The sequence below is a fragment of the Sphingobium sp. RS1 genome, assembly GCF_056156825.1.
On sequence record NZ_JBLZXE010000002.1, the window covers coordinates 2,575,112 to 2,597,585 of the forward strand.

The window sequence follows — 22,474 nt, forward strand, 5'->3', positions numbered from 1 at the left end:
GCGATCAGTCTGGCAAGCGGCGGTCGGCCCTCCCATTATGGGGGCAACAAAAAAGAGGCGGACCATCAGGTCCGCCTCTCCTTTTTTTCACCTTGTCGCGATGAAGATCAGAACTTCATCTTCGCGCTGACGGCGAACTTGCGACCCAGCGCGTCGTAGGTCGACGGATAGGTGTTGCCGCTGTTGTAGCTGGTCGAACCGGCCGAGCCACCGACGATCGGGGGCTTCTTGTTGAACATGTTCATCACCGTGAAGGTCAGGGTCACATTATCCGAAACCTGCGCGCGGGTCGTCAGGTCGAAATAGTCGTAAGCCTTGATCTTGCGGAACTGCGGATCGATCGTGCAGCCGTCCGGATCGGCACCGCCCGGATCGGTGCAACCAGCGTCGATACCCGAAGCGATATCGTCAGCCAGCTGCTGAGGCTCGAACTTGACGCTGTCGATGTGGCGCCACAGCAGCGAGAAGTCGACGTCGCCGAAGGTCAGCGTGGTGCGCTGCGACCACTGGAACTTCGGCTGGATCGATGCGCAGTTGACCGAATAATAGCCAACGCATTCACGATTCAGCGAGGTCGGGGTGGCCTGGAACTTCGAGCTGTTGGTCCAGTTGCCGTTGAAGCCCAGGGTCAGCGTCGCGAAGTTGAACTCATGCTTGTAGTTCAGCGACACGTCGATGCCGTCGGTCTTCAACTTGCCCAAGTTCGACAGCGGCAGCAACAGACCGGTGGCGGTACCGTTCAGGCTGCCGTCTTCGGCGCGGCCGATGACGGTACAGGCTGCGCTGGTGGCGCTGGCGGCAGTGATGTTGTCGAAGCAGGCGGCCATCGCATCACCCGGGGTCGGGGTCGTGATCGCGTCCTTCACCTTGATGTTGTAATAGTCGACCGTGGCGTTGAAGCCCGGCAGGAAGGTCGGCGTGAAGGTCGCGCCGACGCCCCAGCTGTCCGAGGTTTCCGGCTTGATGTTCAGATTGCCGCCGCTGCTGGCATTGGCCTGAGCAGCCGAAGGCTGTTCGATGAAGCCGATGGTGTCAGCCGGCGCGCCCTGAGCAAGACAGATTGCGGCCAGATTGGCGTTGCCCAGCGGAGCGCTGCCGGCGCAGGGATCGGTCGCCAGGTTGGTCAGACCGGTGGTCAGCGGCGTGAACAGTTCCGCAACGTTGGGCGCACGGACGGCGCGCGAATAATTGCCACGGAACTTGATGTCGGACGAGGGAGCCCAGCTGCCTTCGAACTTGTAGGTCCAGGTGTCGTAGCTCGGGCTGGTCGGTGCGTCGACCGAATAGCTGGAGTAACGAACGCCGGCGCCAACCGTCAGCAGCTTGGCGAACGGACGATCTTCGATCAGCGGAGCGATCAATTCGCCATAGGCTTCATAGACATCGAAGCCGCCGTTCACATCAGGCTGGGCACCACCGGCACCACCCAGATCGTTTGCCTTCGACAATTCGTCCGACTGGATCATCGCCTTATACTTGCGATATTCACCGCCGACGGCGAAGCCGATCGGGTTGGACGCCATCGGCGAGGTCACGCCGAAGTCGCCGCTCAGCGTAGCATGCGCCTGGGCCAGTGTGGTCTTGGTCGTGATCTGGCTGTTGGCAGTCAGATAATCGACCATGTCCTGCGTGATCGAACCGGTCGGGCCAAAGATATTCAGCGGGACGCAGGTGTCGGAACCGTCAAGGCAGGTGGTTGTGTTGGTCGCCAGCAGTGCGTTTTTGACGCGCGAATTGAGCGTGTAGCCCATCTGCGTCTGGACCTGTTCCGATTCACCATAGGAACCGCCGACGTCCCAGCTCAGGTGCGAGCCGATGTCGCCCTGGAAGCCCAGCGCATAGTCGAAGAAGGTGGTCTTGAATTCCGAGATGCGCGGACCGGCTTCGACCGCACGACGCGAAATCGTGGAGTTGAAGGTCTTGTAGTCGGGGCTGTTCGGATCGGTGGCGGCAGCGGCGGCCGAGCACTGCGCGGTGGTCAGGCCATTCGCGGTACAGAACTGGTTGCGGATGCCGTCGCTCAGATACGGGTTGCTGTAGGGGATCGTGACCGCCAGCGCGAAGGCGCCCGACGGAGCGATGATCGTGTTGACCGTGTTCTTCGAGAACATGCCACGGGTATAGGCCTTGACCGAGTCGCTGATCTCGTAGCTGGCCGAACCGAACATGTTGAAACGCTTGAACGGCGTCTGGAAGATATTGAACGGGTTGAAGTTGTAGGTCTGGTAGGTCGGAACCAGCGAATTGCCGTCTGCGCTGATCTGGCGCGTACCGGCACCCGGCAGCGACATGCGGGTCGGCGTCGACGTACCCGAACCCTGGCACGAGGTACATTCGGCCAGATAGGATTCCAGATAGGTGTCCGAGAAGGAACGGGCGCCCTGATAGACGGGGTCGACTTCCTGGTAACCGATGCTGAACACGGCGTTACCGCGGCCATCGTCGAAATTGGCACCCATGGTGACGTCGGCGCGGAAAGCGTTGCCGTCGCCATCTTCGGTCAGCTGATTCGAAACATTCGCTTCGAAGCCGGCGAAATCCTTCTTCAGGACGAAGTTGGCCACACCGGCGATCGCGTCGGCACCATAAGTGGTGGAAGCGCCACCGGTCAGAACGTCAACGCGTTCCACCAGCGCCAGCGGGACGTTGTTAAGATCGAAAACGCCGCCTAGGCCGTAGGGAACCATGCGACGGCCGTCGATCAAGACGAGGTTGCGGTTGCTGCCCAGGCCACGCAGGTTAAGGGTCGATGCACCGCCGTTACCGTTGTTCACGGCCGAACCGATGCTGGGAACGACGCCCGGGATTTCACGGAGCAGCTGTTCAGCGTTGTTGCTCTGGCGCAGGTCGATTTCGTCCGACGTCGTCGCCAGAACCGGGGTCGACTGAACCAGGTTGGGGTTCTTGATCAGCGAGCCCGTAACGATGATGGTGTCACCGGCATCGGCTTCTGCGGTCTGCGGCGCGTCTTGTGCGAACGCGGCCGTCGCGATCAGCGACGCGCCCAGGATCGCCGGAGCGGCGCTGGCACGCAGAAGTGCCCTCTTCGAAAATGTTTTCACGGTCCAGTCCCTTGCTCTGGAGTTTGGCAGATGGCCTGCCACATCAGTGCCCGTACGGAGGGATATGGTGCCCGACAGCGATCCCCCCATATGGATTGGCCGAAACTGCGCGGGCTTCAGGGCGCTGTAAAGCGGGGGAAAAGGGGGAAAGCCGCTTTTGGAAGCGGCTGTATCATAAATGCAACAAGCTCGCCGGCCCGCTGTTTTACGTTCGTATTGCAAGATAATTACACGAAGTTACAACAGGATGAAGCAATCATGCATCACCATGCGCGGCGATGGACCGATTGTGGCGTGGGAACGCTCTTTAATCCGCCGGAACGTCATATTGACGTCATGTCCTGCGGGTGCATGGTACAAGCTATCGAACGGTTCGGGAAGGGAAGAGCGGATATGAACGGCAAGCGCGGCTGGTTGTGGATGGCGGCCCTGGGCCTTCTGGCCGGGCCGGCGCAGGCTGCGCCAAAACAGCAACAGCCTCGTCCGGAGATCTTCACCAACCTGCTCCAGTGTCGCGCCATTGCGGACAATGTGGAACGTCTTGCCTGTTTCGACCGCCAGGTCGGTGCCATGGACGCGGCGGCTCAGCGCGACGAGGTGGTGGTGCTCGACAAGAGCGAACTGAACAAGACGCGCAAGACCCTGTTCGGCTTCTCTTTCCCCAAGCTGCCGTTCCTGGGCGGGAATGACGATGATGACGGCGACAAGCCGCAGGCCGAAGGGGTCAGCCAGATCGAAGCCGTCATCGCCTCCGTCCGCAGCCTGGGCTACGGCAAGTGGCAGATTGGTCTGGAAGACGGCGCACAGTGGATGACCACCGAAGCCATTACGGGGCGAGATCCCAAGGCCGGGCAGAAGATCGAGCTGAAGCGCGCCGCCATGGGCAGCTTCATCGGCAAGGTGGATGGCGGCCGTGCCGTCCGCATGAAGCGGGTGAGCTGAACGCCGCGGCCCTTCTACAGCCCGTTCGGCATCGGCCCGGCGATCAGCATCGGGTCGATCCGGGCATCGTTCCATTTCATCCCCCAGTGGAGATGCGGGCCGGTCGCGCGCCCGGTTGCACCGACCGCGCCGATTCTCTGCCCCTGCGTCACATGCTCGCCCGGCTTCACGTCGATCCGTGACAGATGGAGGAAGGCGCTGTTGAGGCCATGGCCATGGTCGATCATCAGCAAATGCCCTTCCAGCGTGAAGGGCTTGTCCGCCGCCGCCAATATCACCACCCCATCGGCGGGCGCCACCACCGGCACGCCGGTCGCGCCGGCGACATCGACACCGCCATGATAGGCGCCGGCCGTGCCCTGATAGACGCGCTGCGCCCCGAACAGGCCGGAAATCCGCCCGATCCGCGGCCAGATGAAGCGCTGGCGCCAGCCTTGCGCGTCGGTCACCGTCTCGCGCGCAGCGGCGATCGCTTCCAGTTCGGGCTTGCGCAGCGCCAGAAAGGCTTCCGTACTCTTGGTCGGCCGCATCGGCGCATCGATCCGTTCGATCCGCCAGGCGCGCGGGGCCACGGTCAGGTTGCGCTCGACTATGCGTGCGTCAGGCAGTCTGGCGACCAGCCGCGCCGATGGCCCCGCGTCCCGGTCGAAGGCGATCAGGAATCGGCCGTCGGCATCGACCGGGACGAGTAGCCCGTCCAGTTTCAACGCGACCGTGCCGGCCGGCGCGATGCCGGACATGGTCCCGCCTTGCGTCGCCGTGCCGGTCAACTGGAAGTCGGCGCGCGCCACCGCCGCCGGACGCATGCCGGGCTGGGCCACTGCTGCGCCGGCGCCGGCCAGCAGCAGGACGATAGCGATCCGCCTCATCGCGCGCCGCGCGCCTTCAACTCCGCCTGTACAGACGCATCTGCGCTGGCATAGGCTTCCTGCCGGGCGATGCTCCAGTAGCGCAAATCCTGCAAAGCGATCCGTTCGCCGGTGACGGCGCACAGAACATGGTCGCCCGCCTGCAACACGCGGAAGCTGTAGGGCATATAATGGAGCCGGGCGATCCGGTCGCGGTTGGACATCAACATGGGTCAGGCCTCTTTGCACGACATCAGGAAAACAGATCCTGCTGCTGCTTGTCATCGGCCTCGCGCGTCTTGCGCGCCGGCCGGGCATGGGAGGATAGGACAGGCGGGGCCTTTGGCTCAAGCACGGCATCGCCGATTGCCGCGTCCACCGTCCCGTCCTTGAAATGCAGCGTCACCGCACCGGCCGCCTGCGCCGCCGCGACCGACTGCACCAGCCGGTCCTGCGCCATCACGCGGGCATAGCCCTTCTGCAACGGCCGGTCGGGATCGAGCGAGGCGAAATGGCGCGACACCCGGTCGAAGGTGACGGCCCGCTCCGACAGCGCACGTTGCAGATGGTCGGGCCGCAACCTCAGCCGGTCCAGCCGCTCGCCCGCCCGCGACACATATTGCTGCAACAGCGCCGGCCGCAACGCGCCACCCGCCTGTCCCAGATGGGCGCGTGCATCGGCCAGCCGGTGACGAAGGCCGTTCACCAACCCGTCGGACAACTGGTCCAGCTTCTGCCGCTGCGGCGCCAGCAAAGTATCCGGCGTCGGCATCAGCCGCGCCTGCGTCTCCAGCCGCTCGCGCGCCTGGGCCGCCCCGCGTCGCACTGCGCGTCCGGCGCGCAGGCCCATTTCGCTTAATCCCGCCAGCAATTCCGCCCGCACCGGCACGGCCATTTCCGCCGCAGCGGTCGGCGTCGGCGCGCGTCGGTCGGCGGCATAGTCGCACAGGGTCGTGTCTGTCTCATGCCCCACGGCGGAGATGATCGGGATGGTGCAGTCGGCTACCGCCCGGACGACGATTTCCTCGTTGAAACTCCAAAGATCCTCGATCGACCCGCCGCCGCGCGCCACGATCACCAGATCCGGCCGGGGCAGCGGCCCACTGCCGTCCATCGCGCTGAACCCGCGCACCGCGCGCGCCACCTGCTCGGCCGCGCCTTGGCCCTGCACCAGCACCGGCCACAGCAGCACATTGGTCGGGCAGCGATCGGTCAGCCGATGCAATATGTCGCGGATCACCGCGCCGGTAGGCGACGTCACGACGCCAATCGTACGCGGCAGGAAGGGCAGGGGCTGCTTGCGCTCCGCCGCGAACAGCCCTTCGCCCGCCAGCTTCGCCTTCAGCTTCTCCAGCAACGCCATCAGCGCGCCTTCGCCGGCCAGTTCCATCCGGTCGATCACGATCTGATATTTGGACCGGCCGGGATATGTGGTCAGCTTGCCCGTCGCGATCACCTCGACCCCATCCTGCGGACTGAAGGCCAGCCGCTGCGCGCCGCCCTTCCACATCACGCCGTCCAGCACGGCATTCTCATCCTTCAGCGCCAGATAGAGATGCCCCGACGCTGCCCGCTTGAAGCCCGAAATCTCGCCGCGCAGCCGGACATGGCCGAACCGGTCCTCGACCGTGCGCTTCAGCAATCCCGACAATTCGCTCACCGACAGTGGCGGCGCGTTGTCCCCCGCGCGATCCTCCGCTAACAGGCGGCCCGAACTGTCATAGGCATCATATTCCGGGGACATGGGCGACATGAACATCCTTCTGCTTGGCGGCGGCGGCCGCGAACATGCGCTCGCATGGAAACTGGCGCAATCGCCCCGGCTCGATACGCTGTTCGCGGCGCCGGGCAATCCGGGCATAGCCGAGCATGCCACATTGGTCGACCTCGACGCGACGGATCATCGCGCCGTGCTCGATTTCTGCGTCCGCCATTCGATCGCCCTGGTGGTGATCGGGCCGGAAGCGCCGCTGGTCGACGGCCTGGCCGACAATCTGCGCACCATGGGGGTGCCGGTCTTCGGCCCTAACAAGAAGGCGGCGCAACTGGAAGGGTCGAAGGGCTTCACCAAGGATCTGTGCCAGCGCGCCAACATCCCCACCGCCGCCTATATCCGCGTCACCAGCAAGGATGGCGCGCTCGCCGCGCTCGACGATTTCGCGCTGCCGGTGGTCATCAAGGCGGACGGGCTGGCCGCGGGCAAGGGCGTCATCATCGCCGAAACCCGCGACGAAGCCGTGGAAGCGCTCGACACCATGTTCTCCGGCGCGTTCGGCGCGGCAGGTGAAGAGGTCGTGCTTGAGGAGTTCATGACCGGCGAGGAAGCCAGCTTCTTCGCCCTGACCGATGGCAGCGCGATCCTGCCTTTCGGCTCGGCGCAGGATCACAAGCGGGTGGGGGATGGCGACACCGGCCCCAATACCGGCGGCATGGGCGCCTACAGCCCGGCCCGCGTGCTGACGCCGGAACTGGAACGCCAGGTGATCGAAACGATCATCCAGCCGACGGTCGATACCATGGCGGCCGAAGGCATGCCCTATTCGGGCGTCCTCTATGCCGGCCTGATGCTGACGGAGCAGGGGCCGAAGCTGATCGAATATAATGCCCGGTTCGGCGATCCCGAATGCCAGGTGCTGATGACTCGCTTCGACGGCGATCTGGTCGACCTGCTGCTCGCCGTGGCACAGGGCAGGCTGGCCGAACAGGGGCCGGTCCAGCTGGCCGATCGCACCGCGCTCACCATCGTCATGGCGGCGAACGGCTATCCCGGCACGCCTGAAAAGGGCGGCGCGATCGCCGGGATCGACGCAGCGGAAAAGGATGGTGCCAAGATTTTCCATGCCGGTACGGCGGACAAGGACGGCGTGCTGGTCGCCAATGGCGGGCGCGTGCTCAACGTCACGGCCACCGGCGATACGGTCGGCGCGGCGCAGGCCGCCGCCTATGCGGCAGTGGGCGCGATCGACTTCCCGACCGGCTTCTGCCGCCGGGATATCGGCTGGCGCGAAGTCGCGCGTGAGGCGGAGCAGGGCTGAACCCTTGCGGCGCGCGGGAAAGCGCCCATAAATAGCGCATAGCATTTTGCAGGGGAGAGACGCGCGATGCAGGAATTCTTCATGGATTATGGACTGTGGCTGCTGGTCGGCCTGCTGGTCGTCATAGCGCTCGTCTTCCTCCTGTCGGGTCGGCGCAAGGCGGAACAGCCGATCGAAACGGCTGCCGCCGCAGAACCGGCGCCGCCGCCCGCGCCCGTGCCCTTCGTCGATCCGATCATCGCCGCCCCGGTCGCTGCGTCGCCCGTGGTCGCCGACCCGGTCGTGGTCGAACCGGTTGCGCCTGTCGCGCCCATCGCCGAACCGGTTTTCGAGGCGCCGCCGGAACCAGCCGCGCCCGCGCCTGCTTCGGTTGCACCGACCCCTGCACCCGTAGCCGCCTCGCCGGCCGTGGCTGCCGTCGCGGATGGAGAGGATGACCTGCTGCGCCTCAAGGGCGTCGGCCCCAAGCTGAAGGTATTGCTGATAGACCTCGGCGTCACCCGCTATGCCCAGATCGCGGCCTGGACCGATGCGGACATTGCCACGATCGACGCGAAGCTCGGCAATTTCAAGGGCCGCCCCGTCCGCGACCAGTGGGTCGATCAGGCAAAATATCTCGCCGCCGGCGACATCGCCGGTTTCGAGGCGAAATACGGAAAAGTCTAAGCCGGCTGGGGTGCCGGGTCGAGCGGCGGTTCCTCGTCACGCGGGCGGATCGGCGGCACGCTGCCGGTCCAGCGGCGCAGCCGTTCATGGGTGGCTGACAGCCGCCCCAGCCCGAACAGGATCGGCATCGACAGTGCCAGCGTGACGGCGGCGCTCATCCCGGTCGCCATCACCAGCCCCATCACCAGCGGATGCCACAGATAGAAGAACAGACTGTCCCGGCCGATATGGTTGACCGGGGCGAAGGACAGGCGCAGCCGCGCAAATTGCGGCAACAGCGCGATCAGGCCCAGGCACATGATCAGTCGGGCAGATACGAAGGCGAAGATATTGGCGCTGAACTCCAGTTCCGACCACCATCCCATGCCCAGCGCCGCGACCAGCAGCACGATGCCCAGATAGCGGGTCGGCAATCCCCGTTCGGCCATCAGCATGCCGAAGAAGAAATAGATCGGATAACGCAGATAGCGGCTGTCGGGCGACAACAGGCTGGTTCCGATCGCGCCATGATGCGGGCCAAAGCCGTACATGATCGACAGGCTGAACGGCACGCCGATCGCCAGCAGCCAGATCGGCGGCAGCGGCACGGCGCGGGCCACCAGGATCAGGAAGAACAGGACAGGGATATACCAGAGGTGGAAGGGCGGTCGCAGCAACAGCTCGACCGGCGTCTGCCACGAGAGTGGCCATCCGCTGATAAGCAGATAGGCGATCATCGCGACCAGCCATGGCAACAGCATGCGTTCGCCATAGCGGCCGAAGAAATGCTCGCCCGGTTCGCTGCGCAGCCGGCTGATATTGAGCAGATAACCCGATATGCCGATCATCAGCGGCATGCGGAATCCCGATCCGATCCACAGCGCCAGATGCTGCGCATGGGCCAGTTCCATGGCATGCCCTGCCATCACGAGCAGGATCAGTACCCCTTTGAGGAGGTCGATCGACGGATTCTTGCCCACGCTGATAAATCCCCGGCCCCACGCCAAGCTGGCACCCTGTACTTGCAGACGCTTTAAAAAAGATGGTGAACGGTTAGGATGTGGCACCAATATGGATTTTCCCCGTTGGGAAAGCGCCGTTCCGACCATCCAAGGAGGCCGCCTCGTTGCGCAAAACTTCGCCGCTCACCAAAATGCTCACGGCATTGCTCGTCTTCGCCATCATCATCGTCGGCTGGCGGCTTTATGGCCGCTATCGCGAATCCCATGCAACATTGCCCGAAGCGGGCGTGGCACAGGGGGACTGTGCGCTCTGGTTCGTGGGCAGTTCGTCCATCCATCGCTGGACCAGCCTGGAACAGGATATGGTGCCTTGGGTGACAGAAAACCGCGGCATCAACAGCGCGACCCTGGCCGACATCCTGCCGCGCTTCGCCAATATCAAGGCCAGCGAAGGCCGCCCGCGCGCGCTCATCCTCTATGTCGGTGAAAATGACATTGCCAGCGGCGTGCCCGTTCGCACCGTGATGCACCAGCTCGCACAACTGTTCGACCTGCGCGATCGGCTGATGCCCGGCGTGCCTGTGCTATTGCTGTCGGCCAAGCCCAGCCCCGGCCGCGCGGCCTTCCTGGGTGAGCAGCGGTTGTTCAACGCGGCGGCCCGGCATTTCCTGCCCCATATGCAGACGGCCTATTATGCCGACATCACCACGCCGCTGCTCGTCGGCGGTAAGCTGGGCGACAATTATCAGCCAGACGGCGTCCATATGAACGCGCATGGCTATCGCATCTGGGCTGATGTGGTGCGCCAGCGGCTGCGCGACATCCTGCCGCCCGACGTGACGCGCGGCTGCGCATCCTGAGAGAGGTTATTGTGCCGGGTCGCGCAACAGGATGACGTGCAGATATCGCGGCCCATGGGCACCGCGCACATAGGTGCCTTCGATGTCGGTGGTGCCCGATACGCCGGTGATCCAATAATGGGCGCGCGGCTGCGGCCCGGCTATCGGCGCATCCTCCAGATGGGCGGCAATGTCCTGCACGGCCAGCAGCACGATATGATGCAGCGCCAGGAAATTGGGCAACATCGGTGCCTGCGGTGATGTCTCGAAGATCAGCGATCCGCTCTCGGCGATGCCTTTGCGGGCGATGGCCAGCGCTGCGACCTCGTCCGGTGCGGCCACCGCATGCAGGGTGAAGCCGCGCCAGTCGCAGGCGCTCAGGCGCGGGTCGGGGGGCAGGCAGAGGCTGTGCGCCGCGCCTTGCGCGTCCAGATAGCGGGCGACGGCCGCCGGCAGATCGGCCATGGTCGCGATCGCATCATGGCTGGCACTGACGCTGGGCAAGGCCAGCCGGGCCAGAAATTCGGCCTCCAGAGCATCCTCGTCCACGCCCGGTCGCTCCGGCGCGACCAGCAGGGCGTCGGCCTCGACCTTGTCGGGCGCTGCGCCCTGCAACCGGGCGAGGATGGTATCGCGCGCGCTCATTGGCTGCGTTCCTTGCGATATTGTTCCATGAACGTCCGGGCCGCAGGCTTGGGCATGTCGCGATAGCGGGTCCAGCCGCCGGCCAGCGGCAACCGGCTGATCCAGCTCTGTCGCCCCAGCATCTGCATCCCCCGGACCGCGATCCCGGTGCCCAGCCGATACAGCGCCGGCCGCCGCGCCACCCATGCCCAGATGCCCAGCCCCCAGCGCATCGATGTCGGCTCCAGCCCTTCGCGCCAGCTCTTCTCGCGCCAGCCGCGCAGCAGCGTGGGCAGCGGAATGCGCACCGGGCATACCTCCTGGCACTTGCCGTTCAGGGTACAGGCATTGGCCAGATCACGGCTCTGCTTCAGCCCGTCGAATACCGGCGTCAACACCGCGCCCATCGGCCCCGGATAGGTGCCGCCATAGGCATGGCCGCCAATCTGCCGGAACACCACGCAATGATTCATGCAGGCGCCGCAGCGGATGCAGCGCAGCATCTCGGCCAGTCCCTCTTCGCGCATCTTCGTGCGGCCATTGTCGACCAGCACGATATGCATCTCTTCCGGCCCATCCCGGTCGCCCGCGCGCTTCGGCCCGGTATAGAAGGTCGTATATTGGGTCAGCGCCGCGCCGGTGGCCGACCGCGCCAGCATCCGCAGCATATGGATGGCGTGCGGCATGGACGGCACGATCTTCTCGATCCCCGCCGTCACGATATGGACGCGCGGCGGCACCAGCGACAATTCGGCATTGCCCTCATTGGTGACGGTGCAGATGGCACCCGTATCCGCGATCAGGAAATTCGCGCCGGAAATGCCGACATCCGCGCCCAGCATCTGCGTGCGCAGTTCGCGCCGCGCGCTTTCCGCCATGGCGGCGATCGTCTCTTCCTCATGCGGACTGCGATGCTTCGCCCTGAACAGCGCCGACACCTGCTCGCGGGTCTTGTGCATGGCGGGCCAGATGATGTGCGACGGCCGCTCGTCGGCCAGCTGGATGATATGTTCCGCCAGGTCCGTCTCGACCCGGCCGATCCCTGCTTCCGCGAGCGCATGGGGCAGGCCGATTTCCTCGCCCAGCATCGACTTGGACCGCGCCACGCTCTTCGCGCCCGCCGCCTTGCAGATGTCGATGACGATCCGGCAGGCCTCGTCCGCCGTGTTCGCCCAATGCACCTTTGCCCCGGCGGCGATGGCATTGGCCTCGAACTGTTCCAGATAGGCGCCCAGATGCGCGATGACATGATCCTTGATCGCCGCCGCCCGTTCACGCGCCGCCTCGAAATCGGGGAAGGCATCGACCGCCACGGCGCGCTTGGCCTCGGCCGTGCCCGCGGTCCGTTCGACCGCGACCTTCAATATGCGGTCGGCCAGCGCTGCATCGGCGCGATCCTTGAAACCGCTCATGCCTCTTCCCCGATCGCCGGGCCATCACCCATGCCGGCGATCAGTTCGATCGCGTGGAAAGCCCGCACCTTGCTCCCCTGTCGGTTCAGCTTCCCCGCCATGTTCATCAGGCAACCCAGATCGCCCGCCAGCAGCAGGTCCGCGCCGGTGGCGTCGATCGCGTCCGCCTTCTCGCCGACGATCGCGTTGGAAATGGCCGGATATTTGACGCAGAATGTGCCGCCGAAGCCACAACATGTCTCCTCGCCCTTGAGCGGCGCGAAACGCAGGCCCTCGACGCTCTTCAGCAACCGGCGCGGCTGTGCCTTGATCCCCAGCTCGCGCAGCCCCGAACAGCTGTCATGATAGGTGGCCCTCGCGTCCAGCGCGACACCTTCGGGACGCCAGCCCAACACCTCGTCCAGATAGGCCATGATCTCCCATGTCTTGCCCGCCACCGCCTGCGCGCGCGGCAGCCAGTGCGCGTCATGCTCGAATATCTCGGGATAATGGCAGCGGATCGTCCCCGCGCACGATCCCGACGGCACGACCACTGCTTCATAGGGTTCCAGCGCAGCGATCGTCTGCTTCGCCAGCGCCGCCGCATGATCCCGGTCGCCGCTGTTGAGCGCGGGCTGGCCACAACAGGTTTGTCCCTCCGGCACAACCACCGTGCATCCCGCCGCCTCCAGCGCGCGGATCGCGGCAAAGCCGATGCGCGGCCGCATCAGGTCGACAAGGCAGGTGACGAACAGAGCGACGTGCTTGGTCATAATCCGTGGCGTTTCGCGAAATCGAGGAACAGGTCCGGCCATGGCGCCGGCGCGGCGGGCGGCGTCACCAGGCCGAAGCCATGGCCGCCATTGTCGAACAGGTGGCATTCTGCTGGAATCCGCCGTGCGCGCAGTGCCGCCAGCATGGCCAGGCTATTGTCCACCGGCACCGTCGGATCATCGATCGCATGGGCCATGAAGACGGGCGGCGTTTCCGCGCTCACGTCCCGGTCCAGCGAATAGGCGCGCATCCGCTCCGGCGTAGCCGCCAGCCCCAGCAATTGCGTTCGCGATCCCTGATGGACGAACGGCCCCTCCATCTGGATCACCGGATACATATAGGCGGCGAGCGCCGCCCTGATCGGCTCGCGGTCGGCGGCATCGACCGGCGCATAGCTTTCGACCGGCGACCGGCTGGTCAGCCATGCGGCCAGATGCCCGCCGGCGGAAAAGCCTATCACGCCCACGCGATCGGCGTCGAACCGTTCGCGCGGCGCCAGCGCCCGTACCAGCCGCAACGCCCGCTGCGCATCCTGCAACGGCGCCTCCGCGCCCGCTGCCCAGCCATCGCCGGGCAGGCGATAGAGCAGCGAGAAACAGGCGTAGCCCGCCGCGGCCAGCCGCCGCGCGACATGATAGCCCTCATGGCCCAGCGCGACGCGGCTGTAGCCGCCGCCCGGGATCAGCAGCATCGCCGCGCCATTGGGCTTCGCTCCAACGGATTGCGGGCGCAACAGGGTCAGCGTCGGCGTCACCACATGGGCGAAGATGCTGTCGTCCGGTGCGCTGTCCGGCCGGCGCAGCGTTTCCACCTCCTGCACGGTCACATGGTCGCCGCCCGGCGCCTTGCCGGGCCAGATCGCGAAACGTTCAAATCCCTGCGGCGCCGGAAAGGGGCCGGTCTTCATCGGCGGTTCGGGTACCCCTTCTCCCGACATTCCCTGTCCCAACGCGGGTTGGGTGAGGGCGGCGCTCGCCATGCTGCCGGCCAGCAGGGTGCGGCGATTCATCGACGTCATCGGCGGTCCGTCCCTTTCCCTCGGCCTTTTCCCCTTATTGCAGGTTCACATACATGCCGCCATCGACCAGTAGCGCCGCGCCGGTGACATAAGCCGCCATGTCGGACGCCAGGAAGACGATCGGCCCGGCCAGATCTTCCGGCTGGCCCAGGCGACCGAGCGGCGTGCGCGCCTCCATATATTCGCGCTTCTCGACATCGGCCAGATCATCCTTGTTGATCTCGGTCAGGATGGTGCCCGGCAGCACACTGTTGCAGCGTATGCCATATTTACCCAGCGCAATCGCGGTGGACTGCATCAGCGAATGCACGCCCGCCTTGGTCGGGGTATAATGAGTCTGATATTCGCCCCCCACCAGCGCGGAGATGGAGGAAACGGCGACGATCGATCCGCCATGCCCCTGTTTCACCATCTGCTGCGCGGCGGCCTGTACCATGAAGTAGGCACCGTGCAGGTTCACCCTGAAGGTCCGCTCCACCACATCGACCGGCATGTCCAGAAAGGCGTGGAAAGGGCAGATGCCCGCATTGCTCACCATGACGTCAACCTTGCCGAAAGCGTCCACGGCCTTCGCGACGAAGTCCTGCGCGGTCTGCGGATCGGCGACGTCGCCCTTCACCGCGATGGCGCGCTGGCCCAGCGCCTCGATCGCCGCCACGCAGCTACGGGCAGGGTCGTCGCTATGGGCATAGTTGATCGCGACATCGGCCCCATGCTGCGCCGCGCCGATCGCGGCGGCACGGCCAATGCCGGTCGATGCGCCGGTGACGAGGACGGTCTTGCCTTCAAGCAGCTTCATGGGATCGCTCTTCCTTGGGATATTAGCGCCGCACGGGGCGGCGGGGTGGTTTGACGCCGGGTGTCCAGCCCAGATCGGCGCTGATCCGGTGCGCAGTATCGCGCACCTGCATGCTCAGCGCCTGCATCCGCTCATCGTCCATATATTGCGCGGCGCTCGACAGGCTGATCGCGGCGACGATCGCGCCGGATGCATCGCGGATCGGCGCGGCGACGCAGCGAATCTGATCCTCATTCTCTTCCAGGTCGAAGGACCGGCCTTGGGCGGCATAATCCTTCATCCGGTCCAGCCAGAGGCCATAGTCGGCCGAATGGATGCCCGCGTCCCGCTCGCTGTCGAATGCGCGCTGCCAGCCGGCCTCGCTCTCGTCCAGCATCAGCGCCTTGCCAAGGCCAGTGGAGGTCAGCGGATGGCGGTCGCCGATCCGGCTTGAAATATCCACGCGGCGGCGGCCGGGAATCTTGTCGAGATACAGCGCCTGATCGCCATCCAGCCGACCAAGATGCACCGTATCTTCGCTGGCCGCGGCGAGTATCTCCAGATGCGGCCGCGCGATCTGCACCACGTCGGCCTGCGCCTGCGCCAGAAAGCCCAGATGCAACAGCTTTGGCCCCAACTGATACCCCTCGCGCGGCAGGAATGTCAGGAAACCGCGCTCCACCATGGCGTTGGCCAGCCGGTGCGTGGTCGATCGGGTCAGGCCCATGCGTTCGGACAGGTCGGCCAGCTTGATCGGCCCGTCGATCACCTGATCGAGCAGGTCCAGCCCGCGATGCAGGGTCTGCGATCCCCCGCTTTTCGCGGTCGCCTTGTCCTCTCGCCCCAAATTTTCGGGGGTGTCCAATTCTGGATTTGACGTTTTCTGTCTCATCTAATAACACTCTATCCCACAAAATGAGAAAAACAAGGGTGAAGGAGGGGTCGATCTGATTCTTTCCGCTTCGCCTGACCTTCGCTTCGATCCCGTATCATGGTGCGGCGATCATATATTGAAAGTTTTTGCCGTCCGTTCCCACATGTTGAACGACGGTCAGGTCCAGGGAGTGTTCTTGCGTGCCGATCGTAACGTTGCCCAAGATCAAGCATGTCCGCGCTTTTACCGTGCGCGGCGGCGGTGCCGATTATCATGACCAGGGCGAAGGCCACTGGATCGACGACCATATCGCCACGCCGATGTCGAAATATCCCGAATATCGCCAGTCGCGCCAAAGCTTCGGCATCAACGTACTCGGCACGCTGGTCGTGGAGATCGAGGCGGAAGACGGCACGGTCGGCTTCGCGGTGACGACCGGCGGCGAGCCGGCCGCCTATATCGTGGAAAAGCATCTCGCCCGCTTCCTCGAAGGCCGCGCGCCCACGGATTATGAAAAGATCTGGGACCAGATGTACTTCTCGACCCAATATTATGGGCGCAAGGGGCTGGTCATCAACGCCATTTCCGGTGTCGATCTGGCGCTCTGGGACTTGCTGGGCAAGCTGCGACAGGAACCGGTCTATCATCTGCTGGGCGGCGCGGTGCGCGACGAATTGCAGTTCTACGCCACCGGCGCGCGCCCGGACAAGGCCAAGGAATTCGGCTTTATCGGCGGCAAGATGGCGCTGCACCACGGCCCGGCCGAGGGCGTCGAGGGTTTGAAGAAGAACATCGCCGAACTGGCCGACATGCGGTCGAAGGTCGGCGAAGATTTCTGGCTGATGTGGGACTGCTGGATGGCGCTGGACGTCGACTATGCCACCCGCCTTGCCATCGCGGCCCACGACCTTGGCCTCAAATGGATCGAGGAAGCGATCAGCCCCGACGATTATTGGGGTTATCAACAGCTCAAGCGCAACGTGCCCAAGGGCATGCTGGTCACCACCGGCGAACATGAAGCGACCCGCTGGGGCTTTCGCATGCTGATGGAAATGGACTGCTGCGACATCATCCAGCCTGATGTCGGCTGGTGCGGCGGCGTGACCGAACTTTTGAAGATCAGCGCGCTGGCCGATGCCCATGGCAAGATGGTCGTGCCGCATGGCTCGTCGGTCTACTCCTATCATTTCGTCATCACCCGCCACAATTCGCCCTTCGCCGAGTTCCTGATGATGCATCCGGGGCCGACGGAGGTGGTGCCGATGTTCCATCCGCAATTGCTGGGCGAACCAGTACCGGAAAATGGCCGGCTCAAGGTGACCGCGCTCGACAAGCCGGGCTTCGGCGTCGACCTCAACCCCGACATCAAAATGCACCGCCCCTATACCCACTGACCTGACAGAGAGACTGACCCCATGAAATTCGTTCGTTTCGGCCAGCGTGGCCAGGAAAAGCCCGGCGTCATCGATGCCGAAGGCAATATCCGCGACCTGTCTGCCGTCGTGTCCGACCTGACCATCGAAAGCCTCGCTGCTGCCAAAGCCGCCGACATCGCCTCGCTCCCCGTTGTGGAAGGCGACCCGCGCTACGGCGTGCCGGTCAAGGGCATCGGCAAGATCGTCGCCATCGGCCTCAATTATGAGGATCATGCGATCGAATCGAACCTGCCGATCCCGACCGAACCGATGATGTTCATGAAGGCGCTGTCCTCGCTGAACGGCCCGAACGACGAAGTGATGCTGCCAAAGGGTTCGACTCATGGCGACTGGGAAGTCGAACTGGGCGTCGTCATCGGCGAAACCTGCCGCTTCGTGTCCGAAGAAGAGGCGCTGTCCAAGGTCGCGGGCTACACCCTCGTCAACGACGTGTCCGAACGCTTCAACCAGAAGCAGCGCGGTACCCAGTGGAGCAAGGGCAAGGGCCACGACACTTTCTGCCCGGTCGGCCCCTGGCTGGTGACGCCCGATGAAGTGGGCGATCCGCAGAATCTCGACATGTATCTCAACATCAATGGGACACGGATGCAGACCGGCAACACGAAGACGATGATCTTCAACGTCGCCCAGCTGATTTCCTATGTCAGCGAATATATCACCCTCTATCCGGGCGACCTGATGATTACCGGCACCCCGCCGGGCGTGGGTGAGGGCAAGAAGCCGCAAGCCATCTACCTCAAGGCCGGCGACGTCATGGAACTGGGCATCGAAAAGCTGGGCGTCCAGACGCAGAACGTGTCTGAATGGCGTCACCTTGGCGACGCGGTGCTGGGATGAGCGTCTATGCCGGCCGTTTCGCGGGCCGTAACGCCATCATCACCGGCGGCGCGTCGGGCCTCGGCAAGCAGGTGGCCGCGCGCATCGTCGCGGAAGGCGGGCAAGTCGCGCTTTGGGATCTCAATCCCGAAGCGCTCGCCGCCACCCGGCAAGAGGTCGGCGCCACGCATGTCGTCGCGCTCGACGTCAGCGACTATGCCGCCGTCGCCGCCGCCGCGAAGGAAACAGCCGCCGTGCTGGGCAAGGTCGATATCCTCATCTGCTCGGCCGGCATCACCGGCGCGACCGCAACCGTGTGGGACTATCCGGTGGACAGCTTCCAGCAGGTGATCGACATCAACCTTAAAGGGCTTTTCTACTGCAACCGGGAAGTCGCGCCGTTCCTGCTCGAAAATGGCTATGGCCGGATCGTCAACCTCGCCTCGGTCGCGGGCAAGGAAGGCAATCCCAATGCCAGCGCCTATTCGGCGAGCAAGGCGGGCGTGATCGGCTTTACCAAGAGCTTGGGCAAGGAACTGGCGGGCAAGGGCGTCATCGCCAACGCGCTGACCCCCGCGACCTTTGAAAGTCCGATCCTGGCCCAGCTGCCGCAAAGCCAGGTCGACTATATGCGCTCGAAAATCCCGATGGGCCGCCTTGGCCTGGTCGAGGAATCGACCGCGATGGTCTGCTTCATGGCGAGCGAAGAATGCAGCTTCACCACGGCGTCGACCTTCGACACGTCGGGCGGCCGCACGACCTTTTAAAGGCAAAAGTTGCGCGGCGCGACCGGTCGGAAAGAGCCGGAGCGCCGCATTTTTCACCCCGGAGAGCGATGTCTTTGACGCCTATCCATGATCGCCGCGCGCTGCTGACCGGACTGCTCGGTTCTGCCTGCGCCATGGGCATGGCGGGCGTCGCTCCGGCCAATAACATAAAGTCGCGCCCTCAGCGCCTTTCACCGGAGAGGTCGATGATCCCCTTTGTCGATGCCCACATCCATCTGTGGGATCTCAAGCATATCCGCTATGACTGGCTCAGCCCGCCTTTCTCCGATGACGGGCCGAACGGCAGTGTGGAGGCGATCGCCCATGATTATGGCGTCGCCCACTATCGCGCCGATCTTGCCCGCTGGCATGTCGTGGGCGCCGTCCATGTCGATGCCGGCGCCACCGCAGACAGCGCGCTGCGCGAAACCCAATGGCTTGACGGCCTCGCCGCCGTGGAGGGGCTGCCCACCGGCCTGGTCGCCTTCGCCGCGCTGAACGATCCGGACGTCGACGCCCTCCTCACCGCACAGGCGGCGCATCCTCGCGTCAAGGGCATCCGCCATATCGTCAACTGGCATGCTGACTCAAAGCGCACTTACACGCCCGCTGACCTCACCGTCGATCCGCAATGGCAGGCCGGCTATGCGCTGCTGGCGAAGCATGGCCTGTCCTTCGACCTGCAATGCTATCCGGGCCAGATGCCCGGCCTTGCCGCACTGATCGCCCGCCACCCCGACATCCCGGTCATCATCAACCATATGGGCATGCCGGTGCTGACCGATCCCGATGGCCTGGATGACTGGCGCCGGGGCATGAAGGCGCTCGCTGCCTTGCCCCATGTCGCGGTCAAGCTGTCTGGCATGGGCTTCATCCGCAACAACTGGACACGCGAGAGCATCGCGCCGCTGGTTCTGGAGGCGATCGACCTGTTCGGCATAGACCGCTGCGCCTTCGCCAGCGACACCCCCACCGACAAGCTGTTCGGCCCGATCGACCGCTATATGGAGGCCTATCACGCCATCGTCGCGGATTTCCCGGAGGCCGATCGCCGTGCGCTTTTCGCCGGCAACGCCAATCGCCTTTACCGTCTGGGCCTGACGCTATGATGGAAAAGATCGCCTTCCGCATGCAGCTCAAGCCCGGCCATCTGCACGAATATCGGCGGCGTCATGACGAAATCTGGCCCGACCTTGTCGATGCGCTGCGGCAGGCGGGCATTCGCGACTATTCCATCCATCACGATCCGCAGACCGACGCGCTGTTCGCGACGCTGTGGCGGGATACGGATCATGGCATGGACGCGCTGCCCACCCTTGACGTCATGCAGCGCTGGTGGGCGGCCATGGCGCCGCTCATGCATGTCTATGCCGATGGTTCTCCGGTCAGCATCCCGCTCGAAACCGTCTTTCACCTGCAATGACAGCAATAAAGGATCGTGCTGCGATCCATTAGGAGGATATGATGGGTGCCAACCCGTTGCTCGGCGTTCTCTTCCACTGGCTCGGCGGCTTCGCCTCGGCCAGCTTCTATGTCCCCTATCGCGGCGTCAAACGCTGGAACTGGGAGATTTTCTGGCTGACCGGCGGCCTGTTTTCCTGGGTGATCGCGCCCTGGTTCTTCGCCGCTATCCAGACCAGCGACCTGATGGGCGTCATGGCGCGGGTGCCATCCTCCGTCATGGGCTGGTGCATCTTCTTCGGCTTCCTGTGGGGCTTTGGCGGCCTGACCTATGGCCTGACCATGCGCTATCTCGGCCTGTCGCTGGGCATGGCGGTGGTGCTGGGCCTGTGTACCGTCTTCGGCACGCTCATCCCGCCCATTTTCGACGGCAGCTTCATGACGGAAATCGCCGGCACCCTGCACGGGCAGATCGTCCTGCTGGGCCTTGCCGTCACGCTGCTCGGCATCATCGTCGTCGCGCGGGCCGGCGCACGCAAGGATGAAGCGCTATCGGCCGACCAGAAGGCCGCCGCCGTTGCCGAATTCGATTTTAAGAAGGGCATCGCCGTCGCCATCTTCTCCGGCATCATGTCCAGCTGCTTCGCCTTCGGCCTGGCGGCGGGGGAACCAGTCAAGGCGCTGTCCGCCGCCGCCGGCACCGGCCCGCTCTGGACCGGCCTGCCGACCCTCTGCCTCGTCATGTTCGGCGGTCTTGTCACCAATGCGCTCTGGTGCGGCTGGCTGATCGTTCGCAACAAATCGGCCGGTCAATGGGCCGGTGCGGCCGATGCCTCGGGCCAGCGGCCCGCCTTGCTGCCCAATTTCCTGCTCTGCGCGCTCGCCGGCACGGCCTGGTATTTCCAGTTCTTCTTCTACACGATGGGCGAAAGCCAGATGGGCCGCTTCGGCTTCTCCAGCTGGACGCTGCACATGGCCTCGATCATCATCTTCGGCACGCTCTGGGGCTTCGCCTTCCGCGAGTGGAAGGACGCCGCGCCTGCCGTGCGCCGCATGGTGTGGACCGGGGTTGGCCTGCTGGTCTTCGCCACCATCATCATCGGCTATGGCAATCGCCTCGCCCCCTGACCGCTGAGCCCGGCATTAATGCCGGGCCGGCACCGCGTCGGATTGGCGGCGGATCAGCTGATAATCCAGCTTCACCTTGCCGATGATGCCATCCGCCCCCTCATCCTGACTACGGAACCGCATCGCCAGCAGGCCGATCGCCTCACGGCTCATGTCGCGGATCGGCTGGCGGATGGTGGTCAGCGCCGGCCAGATCGCGCTCGCCAGCGGCGTATCGTCAAAGCCGCAGATGCTGATTTCGGCCGGCACGTTGATCTTGCGCTGATGCGCGACGGTGATCGCTGCCGCCGCCATGTCGTCGTTGCAGGCGAAGATGGCGGTCGGCCGTTCCTCCAGCGTCATCAGCCGCTCGGCCGCATCCAGTCCGGATCGATAGCTGAAGTCGCCCGGCACGATCAGTGTCTCGTCATGGTCCAGCCCATGATGCACCAGCGCATCCCTGAATCCCTGCAACCGCCGCGCGCTCGACCTGTGGCGCGGATTGCCCTCGATGAAGCCGATGCGCTTGTGCCCCAGTTCGATCAGATGCCGGGTCAGGTCGAAGGCGGCGTGACGGTCGTCTGTGCTGACGCTCAGCATGTCGGGCCCGTCCTGGTCGGTGGCGATGGCGACGATGGCGATGTCGCGCGCGCGCAGCCCGTCCACCAGTTCCGCCCAGTCGCACAGCGGCGGCGGCAGCATCACCCCGGCGACATGGGCATGGGCGACCTGCTCGACAATTTCCTCGGCAAAGGCGCCGGGCGCGCATTGTTCGACCACCAGATGCAGATGGCGCTGCGGCGCCTCGCTCATCGCCCCCAGCAGCAATTCGCCCAGATAGGCCGATGTCGTACTATGGCTGTGAAGCAGCGCGACGCGCCGGTCGGCGCTGCCTGCCAGCGCCCGTGCCGATGCATTGGGGACATAGCCCAGCGCCTTGACCGCCTGGTCCACCGCCCGCTTCGCCTTGGCACTGACCAGCGCCTTGCCATTAACCGCGCGTGACGCGGTCATGATCGACACGCCGGCATGGGCGGCGACCTCCTTGATCGTGGGCGGCTTCTTCCTGGGGTCGCTTTTCTGCATCGCGCCTGTCTAGCCGCTTTTCCGGCGGTGGAAAATCGCCCGATTGGCGGAACTGCCCCGGTCCGGGAT

Annotated in this window: 22 protein-coding genes; 10 read left to right on the plus strand and 12 right to left on the minus strand. The window is 64.6% G+C overall.

Going from position 1 to position 22,474, the window contains the following annotated elements; translation table 11 throughout:
• Positions 1-107: 107 nt before the first annotated feature.
• Positions 108-3,062 carry a TonB-dependent receptor gene (locus ACNHGR_RS14245; protein ID WP_475286931.1) on the minus strand — a complete coding sequence of 985 codons (2,955 nt, stop codon included), beginning with the start codon at positions 3,060-3,062 and terminating at the stop codon, positions 108-110.
• A gap of 420 nt (positions 3,063-3,482) precedes the next feature.
• Between ACNHGR_RS14245 and ACNHGR_RS14250 the strand changes: the two genes are divergently transcribed.
• Positions 3,483-4,004, plus strand: coding sequence for a hypothetical protein (locus ACNHGR_RS14250; protein ID WP_475288431.1), 522 nt, complete (start codon positions 3,483-3,485; stop codon positions 4,002-4,004).
• 14 nt (positions 4,005-4,018) lie between these two features.
• Here ACNHGR_RS14250 and ACNHGR_RS14255 read toward each other — a convergent pair whose 3' ends face one another.
• The 3 genes from ACNHGR_RS14255 to xseA are packed head-to-tail and all read right to left on the minus strand — an operon-like array spanning position 4,019 to position 6,596.
• Positions 4,019-4,873 (minus strand): M23 family metallopeptidase, encoded by an 855-nt coding sequence (locus tag ACNHGR_RS14255; RefSeq protein WP_475286933.1) that lies wholly within the window; start codon positions 4,871-4,873, stop codon positions 4,019-4,021.
• The gene (locus ACNHGR_RS14260) at positions 4,870-5,082 is read right to left on the minus strand and encodes a DUF2093 domain-containing protein (protein WP_184268616.1); all 213 of its coding nucleotides are present in this window, start codon (positions 5,080-5,082) and stop codon (positions 4,870-4,872) included. Before ACNHGR_RS14260 ends, ACNHGR_RS14255 begins: the two co-directional genes overlap by 4 nt.
• Positions 5,083-5,105: 23 nt before the next feature.
• Positions 5,106-6,596 carry an exodeoxyribonuclease VII large subunit gene (gene xseA / locus ACNHGR_RS14265; protein WP_475288432.1) on the minus strand — a complete coding sequence of 497 codons (1,491 nt, stop codon included), beginning with the start codon at positions 6,594-6,596 and terminating at the stop codon, positions 5,106-5,108.
• 7 nt (positions 6,597-6,603) lie between these two features.
• Between xseA and purD the strand changes: the two genes are divergently transcribed.
• Positions 6,604-7,887: a phosphoribosylamine--glycine ligase gene (gene purD, locus ACNHGR_RS14270; RefSeq protein WP_475286935.1), complete on the plus strand. Its 1,284-nt coding sequence runs from the start codon at positions 6,604-6,606 to the stop codon at positions 7,885-7,887.
• Between the two features lie 66 nt (positions 7,888-7,953).
• On the plus strand, positions 7,954-8,553 hold the full coding sequence (locus tag ACNHGR_RS14275) for a hypothetical protein (RefSeq protein WP_475286937.1): 600 nt from the start codon (positions 7,954-7,956) through the stop codon (positions 8,551-8,553).
• On the opposite strand, the gene ACNHGR_RS14280 is transcribed toward ACNHGR_RS14275, so the two are convergent.
• A complete protein-coding gene (locus ACNHGR_RS14280; RefSeq protein ID WP_475286939.1) occupies positions 8,550-9,512 on the minus strand; it encodes an acyltransferase family protein in 963 nt (320 codons plus the stop codon). The two genes, ACNHGR_RS14275 and ACNHGR_RS14280, sit on opposite strands and share 4 nt — an antisense overlap.
• A 146-nt stretch (positions 9,513-9,658) precedes the next feature.
• On the opposite strand from ACNHGR_RS14280, the gene ACNHGR_RS14285 reads away from it, so the two are divergent.
• Positions 9,659-10,354 carry a GDSL-type esterase/lipase family protein gene (locus ACNHGR_RS14285; RefSeq protein WP_475286941.1) on the plus strand — a complete coding sequence of 232 codons (696 nt, stop codon included), beginning with the start codon at positions 9,659-9,661 and terminating at the stop codon, positions 10,352-10,354.
• A gap of 6 nt (positions 10,355-10,360) precedes the next feature.
• On the opposite strand, the gene ACNHGR_RS14290 is transcribed toward ACNHGR_RS14285, so the two are convergent.
• The 6 genes from ACNHGR_RS14290 to ACNHGR_RS14315 all read right to left on the minus strand — a co-directional run bounded on the left by ACNHGR_RS14290 (position 10,361) and on the right by ACNHGR_RS14315 (position 15,810).
• The gene (locus ACNHGR_RS14290) at positions 10,361-10,978 is read right to left on the minus strand and encodes a LutC/YkgG family protein (protein WP_475286943.1); all 618 of its coding nucleotides are present in this window, start codon (positions 10,976-10,978) and stop codon (positions 10,361-10,363) included.
• On the minus strand, positions 10,975-12,369 hold the full coding sequence (locus ACNHGR_RS14295; RefSeq protein ID WP_475286945.1) for a lactate utilization protein B: 1,395 nt from the start codon (positions 12,367-12,369) through the stop codon (positions 10,975-10,977). Before ACNHGR_RS14295 ends, ACNHGR_RS14290 begins: the two co-directional genes overlap by 4 nt.
• Complete coding sequence (locus ACNHGR_RS14300) at positions 12,366-13,121, minus strand: (Fe-S)-binding protein (protein WP_184268628.1); 756 nt, start codon at positions 13,119-13,121, stop codon at positions 12,366-12,368. The genes ACNHGR_RS14295 and ACNHGR_RS14300 overlap by 4 nt, the downstream gene beginning before the upstream one ends.
• Complete coding sequence (locus ACNHGR_RS14305) at positions 13,118-14,059, minus strand: alpha/beta hydrolase (protein ID WP_475288434.1); 942 nt, start codon at positions 14,057-14,059, stop codon at positions 13,118-13,120. The genes ACNHGR_RS14300 and ACNHGR_RS14305 overlap by 4 nt, the downstream gene beginning before the upstream one ends.
• 115 nt (positions 14,060-14,174) lie before the next feature.
• On the minus strand, positions 14,175-14,939 hold the full coding sequence (locus ACNHGR_RS14310; protein WP_475286947.1) for an SDR family NAD(P)-dependent oxidoreductase: 765 nt from the start codon (positions 14,937-14,939) through the stop codon (positions 14,175-14,177).
• Positions 14,940-14,961: 22 nt separating this feature from the next.
• Positions 14,962-15,810, minus strand: a complete 849-nt coding sequence (locus ACNHGR_RS14315; RefSeq protein ID WP_475286949.1) for an IclR family transcriptional regulator — start codon at positions 15,808-15,810, stop codon at positions 14,962-14,964.
• 182 nt (positions 15,811-15,992) lie between these two features.
• Between ACNHGR_RS14315 and rhmD the strand changes: the two genes are divergently transcribed.
• The 6 genes from rhmD (at position 15,993) to rhaT (ending at position 21,340) form a co-directional block, all read left to right on the plus strand.
• Positions 15,993-17,186, plus strand: coding sequence for an L-rhamnonate dehydratase (rhmD, locus tag ACNHGR_RS14320; protein WP_475286951.1), 1,194 nt, complete (start codon positions 15,993-15,995; stop codon positions 17,184-17,186).
• Positions 17,187-17,207: 21 nt separating this feature from the next.
• Positions 17,208-18,065 (plus strand): 2,4-didehydro-3-deoxy-L-rhamnonate hydrolase, encoded by an 858-nt coding sequence (locus ACNHGR_RS14325; RefSeq protein ID WP_475286952.1) that lies wholly within the window; start codon positions 17,208-17,210, stop codon positions 18,063-18,065.
• Positions 18,062-18,811, plus strand: coding sequence for an SDR family oxidoreductase (locus ACNHGR_RS14330; protein ID WP_184268638.1), 750 nt, complete (start codon positions 18,062-18,064; stop codon positions 18,809-18,811). Before ACNHGR_RS14325 ends, ACNHGR_RS14330 begins: the two co-directional genes overlap by 4 nt.
• A 206-nt stretch (positions 18,812-19,017) precedes the next feature.
• On the plus strand, positions 19,018-19,920 hold the full coding sequence (locus tag ACNHGR_RS14335; RefSeq protein WP_475288435.1) for an amidohydrolase family protein: 903 nt from the start codon (positions 19,018-19,020) through the stop codon (positions 19,918-19,920).
• The gene (locus ACNHGR_RS14340; RefSeq protein ID WP_475286955.1) at positions 19,917-20,234 is read left to right on the plus strand and encodes an L-rhamnose mutarotase; all 318 of its coding nucleotides are present in this window, start codon (positions 19,917-19,919) and stop codon (positions 20,232-20,234) included. The genes ACNHGR_RS14335 and ACNHGR_RS14340 overlap by 4 nt, the downstream gene beginning before the upstream one ends.
• 41 nt (positions 20,235-20,275) lie before the next feature.
• Positions 20,276-21,340, plus strand: a complete 1,065-nt coding sequence (rhaT, locus tag ACNHGR_RS14345; protein WP_184272239.1) for an L-rhamnose/proton symporter RhaT — start codon at positions 20,276-20,278, stop codon at positions 21,338-21,340.
• 15 nt (positions 21,341-21,355) lie between these two features.
• On the opposite strand, the gene ACNHGR_RS14350 is transcribed toward rhaT, so the two are convergent.
• Complete coding sequence (locus ACNHGR_RS14350; RefSeq protein ID WP_475286957.1) at positions 21,356-22,405, minus strand: LacI family DNA-binding transcriptional regulator; 1,050 nt, start codon at positions 22,403-22,405, stop codon at positions 21,356-21,358.
• Positions 22,406-22,474 lie beyond the last annotated feature (69 nt).

What these genes read in the sequence shown, in the direction of transcription:
- ACNHGR_RS14250 (WP_475288431.1), top strand. Translation starts at nt 3,483, where the DNA reads ATGGCGGCCCTGGGCCTTCTGGCCGGGCCGGCGCAGGCTGCGCCAAAA.
- ACNHGR_RS14255 (WP_475286933.1), bottom strand. Translation starts at nt 4,873, where the DNA reads ATGAGGCGGATCGCTATCGTCCTGCTGCTGGCCGGCGCCGGCGCAGCA.
- ACNHGR_RS14260 (WP_184268616.1), bottom strand. Translation starts at nt 5,082, where the DNA reads ATGTTGATGTCCAACCGCGACCGGATCGCCCGGCTCCATTATATGCCC.
- xseA (WP_475288432.1), bottom strand. Translation starts at nt 6,596, where the DNA reads ATGTCCCCGGAATATGATGCCTATGACAGTTCGGGCCGCCTGTTAGCG.
- purD (WP_475286935.1), top strand. Translation starts at nt 6,604, where the DNA reads ATGAACATCCTTCTGCTTGGCGGCGGCGGCCGCGAACATGCGCTCGCA.
- ACNHGR_RS14275 (WP_475286937.1), top strand. Translation starts at nt 7,954, where the DNA reads ATGCAGGAATTCTTCATGGATTATGGACTGTGGCTGCTGGTCGGCCTG.
- ACNHGR_RS14290 (WP_475286943.1), bottom strand. Translation starts at nt 10,978, where the DNA reads ATGAGCGCGCGCGATACCATCCTCGCCCGGTTGCAGGGCGCAGCGCCC.
- ACNHGR_RS14295 (WP_475286945.1), bottom strand. Translation starts at nt 12,369, where the DNA reads ATGAGCGGTTTCAAGGATCGCGCCGATGCAGCGCTGGCCGACCGCATA.
- ACNHGR_RS14300 (WP_184268628.1), bottom strand. Translation starts at nt 13,121, where the DNA reads ATGACCAAGCACGTCGCTCTGTTCGTCACCTGCCTTGTCGACCTGATG.
- ACNHGR_RS14305 (WP_475288434.1), bottom strand. Translation starts at nt 14,059, where the DNA reads ATGTCGGGAGAAGGGGTACCCGAACCGCCGATGAAGACCGGCCCCTTT.
- ACNHGR_RS14310 (WP_475286947.1), bottom strand. Translation starts at nt 14,939, where the DNA reads ATGAAGCTGCTTGAAGGCAAGACCGTCCTCGTCACCGGCGCATCGACC.
- ACNHGR_RS14315 (WP_475286949.1), bottom strand. Translation starts at nt 15,810, where the DNA reads ATGAGACAGAAAACGTCAAATCCAGAATTGGACACCCCCGAAAATTTG.
- ACNHGR_RS14325 (WP_475286952.1), top strand. Translation starts at nt 17,208, where the DNA reads ATGAAATTCGTTCGTTTCGGCCAGCGTGGCCAGGAAAAGCCCGGCGTC.
- ACNHGR_RS14330 (WP_184268638.1), top strand. Translation starts at nt 18,062, where the DNA reads ATGAGCGTCTATGCCGGCCGTTTCGCGGGCCGTAACGCCATCATCACC.
- ACNHGR_RS14335 (WP_475288435.1), top strand. Translation starts at nt 19,018, where the DNA reads ATGATCCCCTTTGTCGATGCCCACATCCATCTGTGGGATCTCAAGCAT.
- ACNHGR_RS14340 (WP_475286955.1), top strand. Translation starts at nt 19,917, where the DNA reads ATGATGGAAAAGATCGCCTTCCGCATGCAGCTCAAGCCCGGCCATCTG.
- rhaT (WP_184272239.1), top strand. Translation starts at nt 20,276, where the DNA reads ATGGGTGCCAACCCGTTGCTCGGCGTTCTCTTCCACTGGCTCGGCGGC.
- ACNHGR_RS14350 (WP_475286957.1), bottom strand. Translation starts at nt 22,405, where the DNA reads ATGCAGAAAAGCGACCCCAGGAAGAAGCCGCCCACGATCAAGGAGGTC.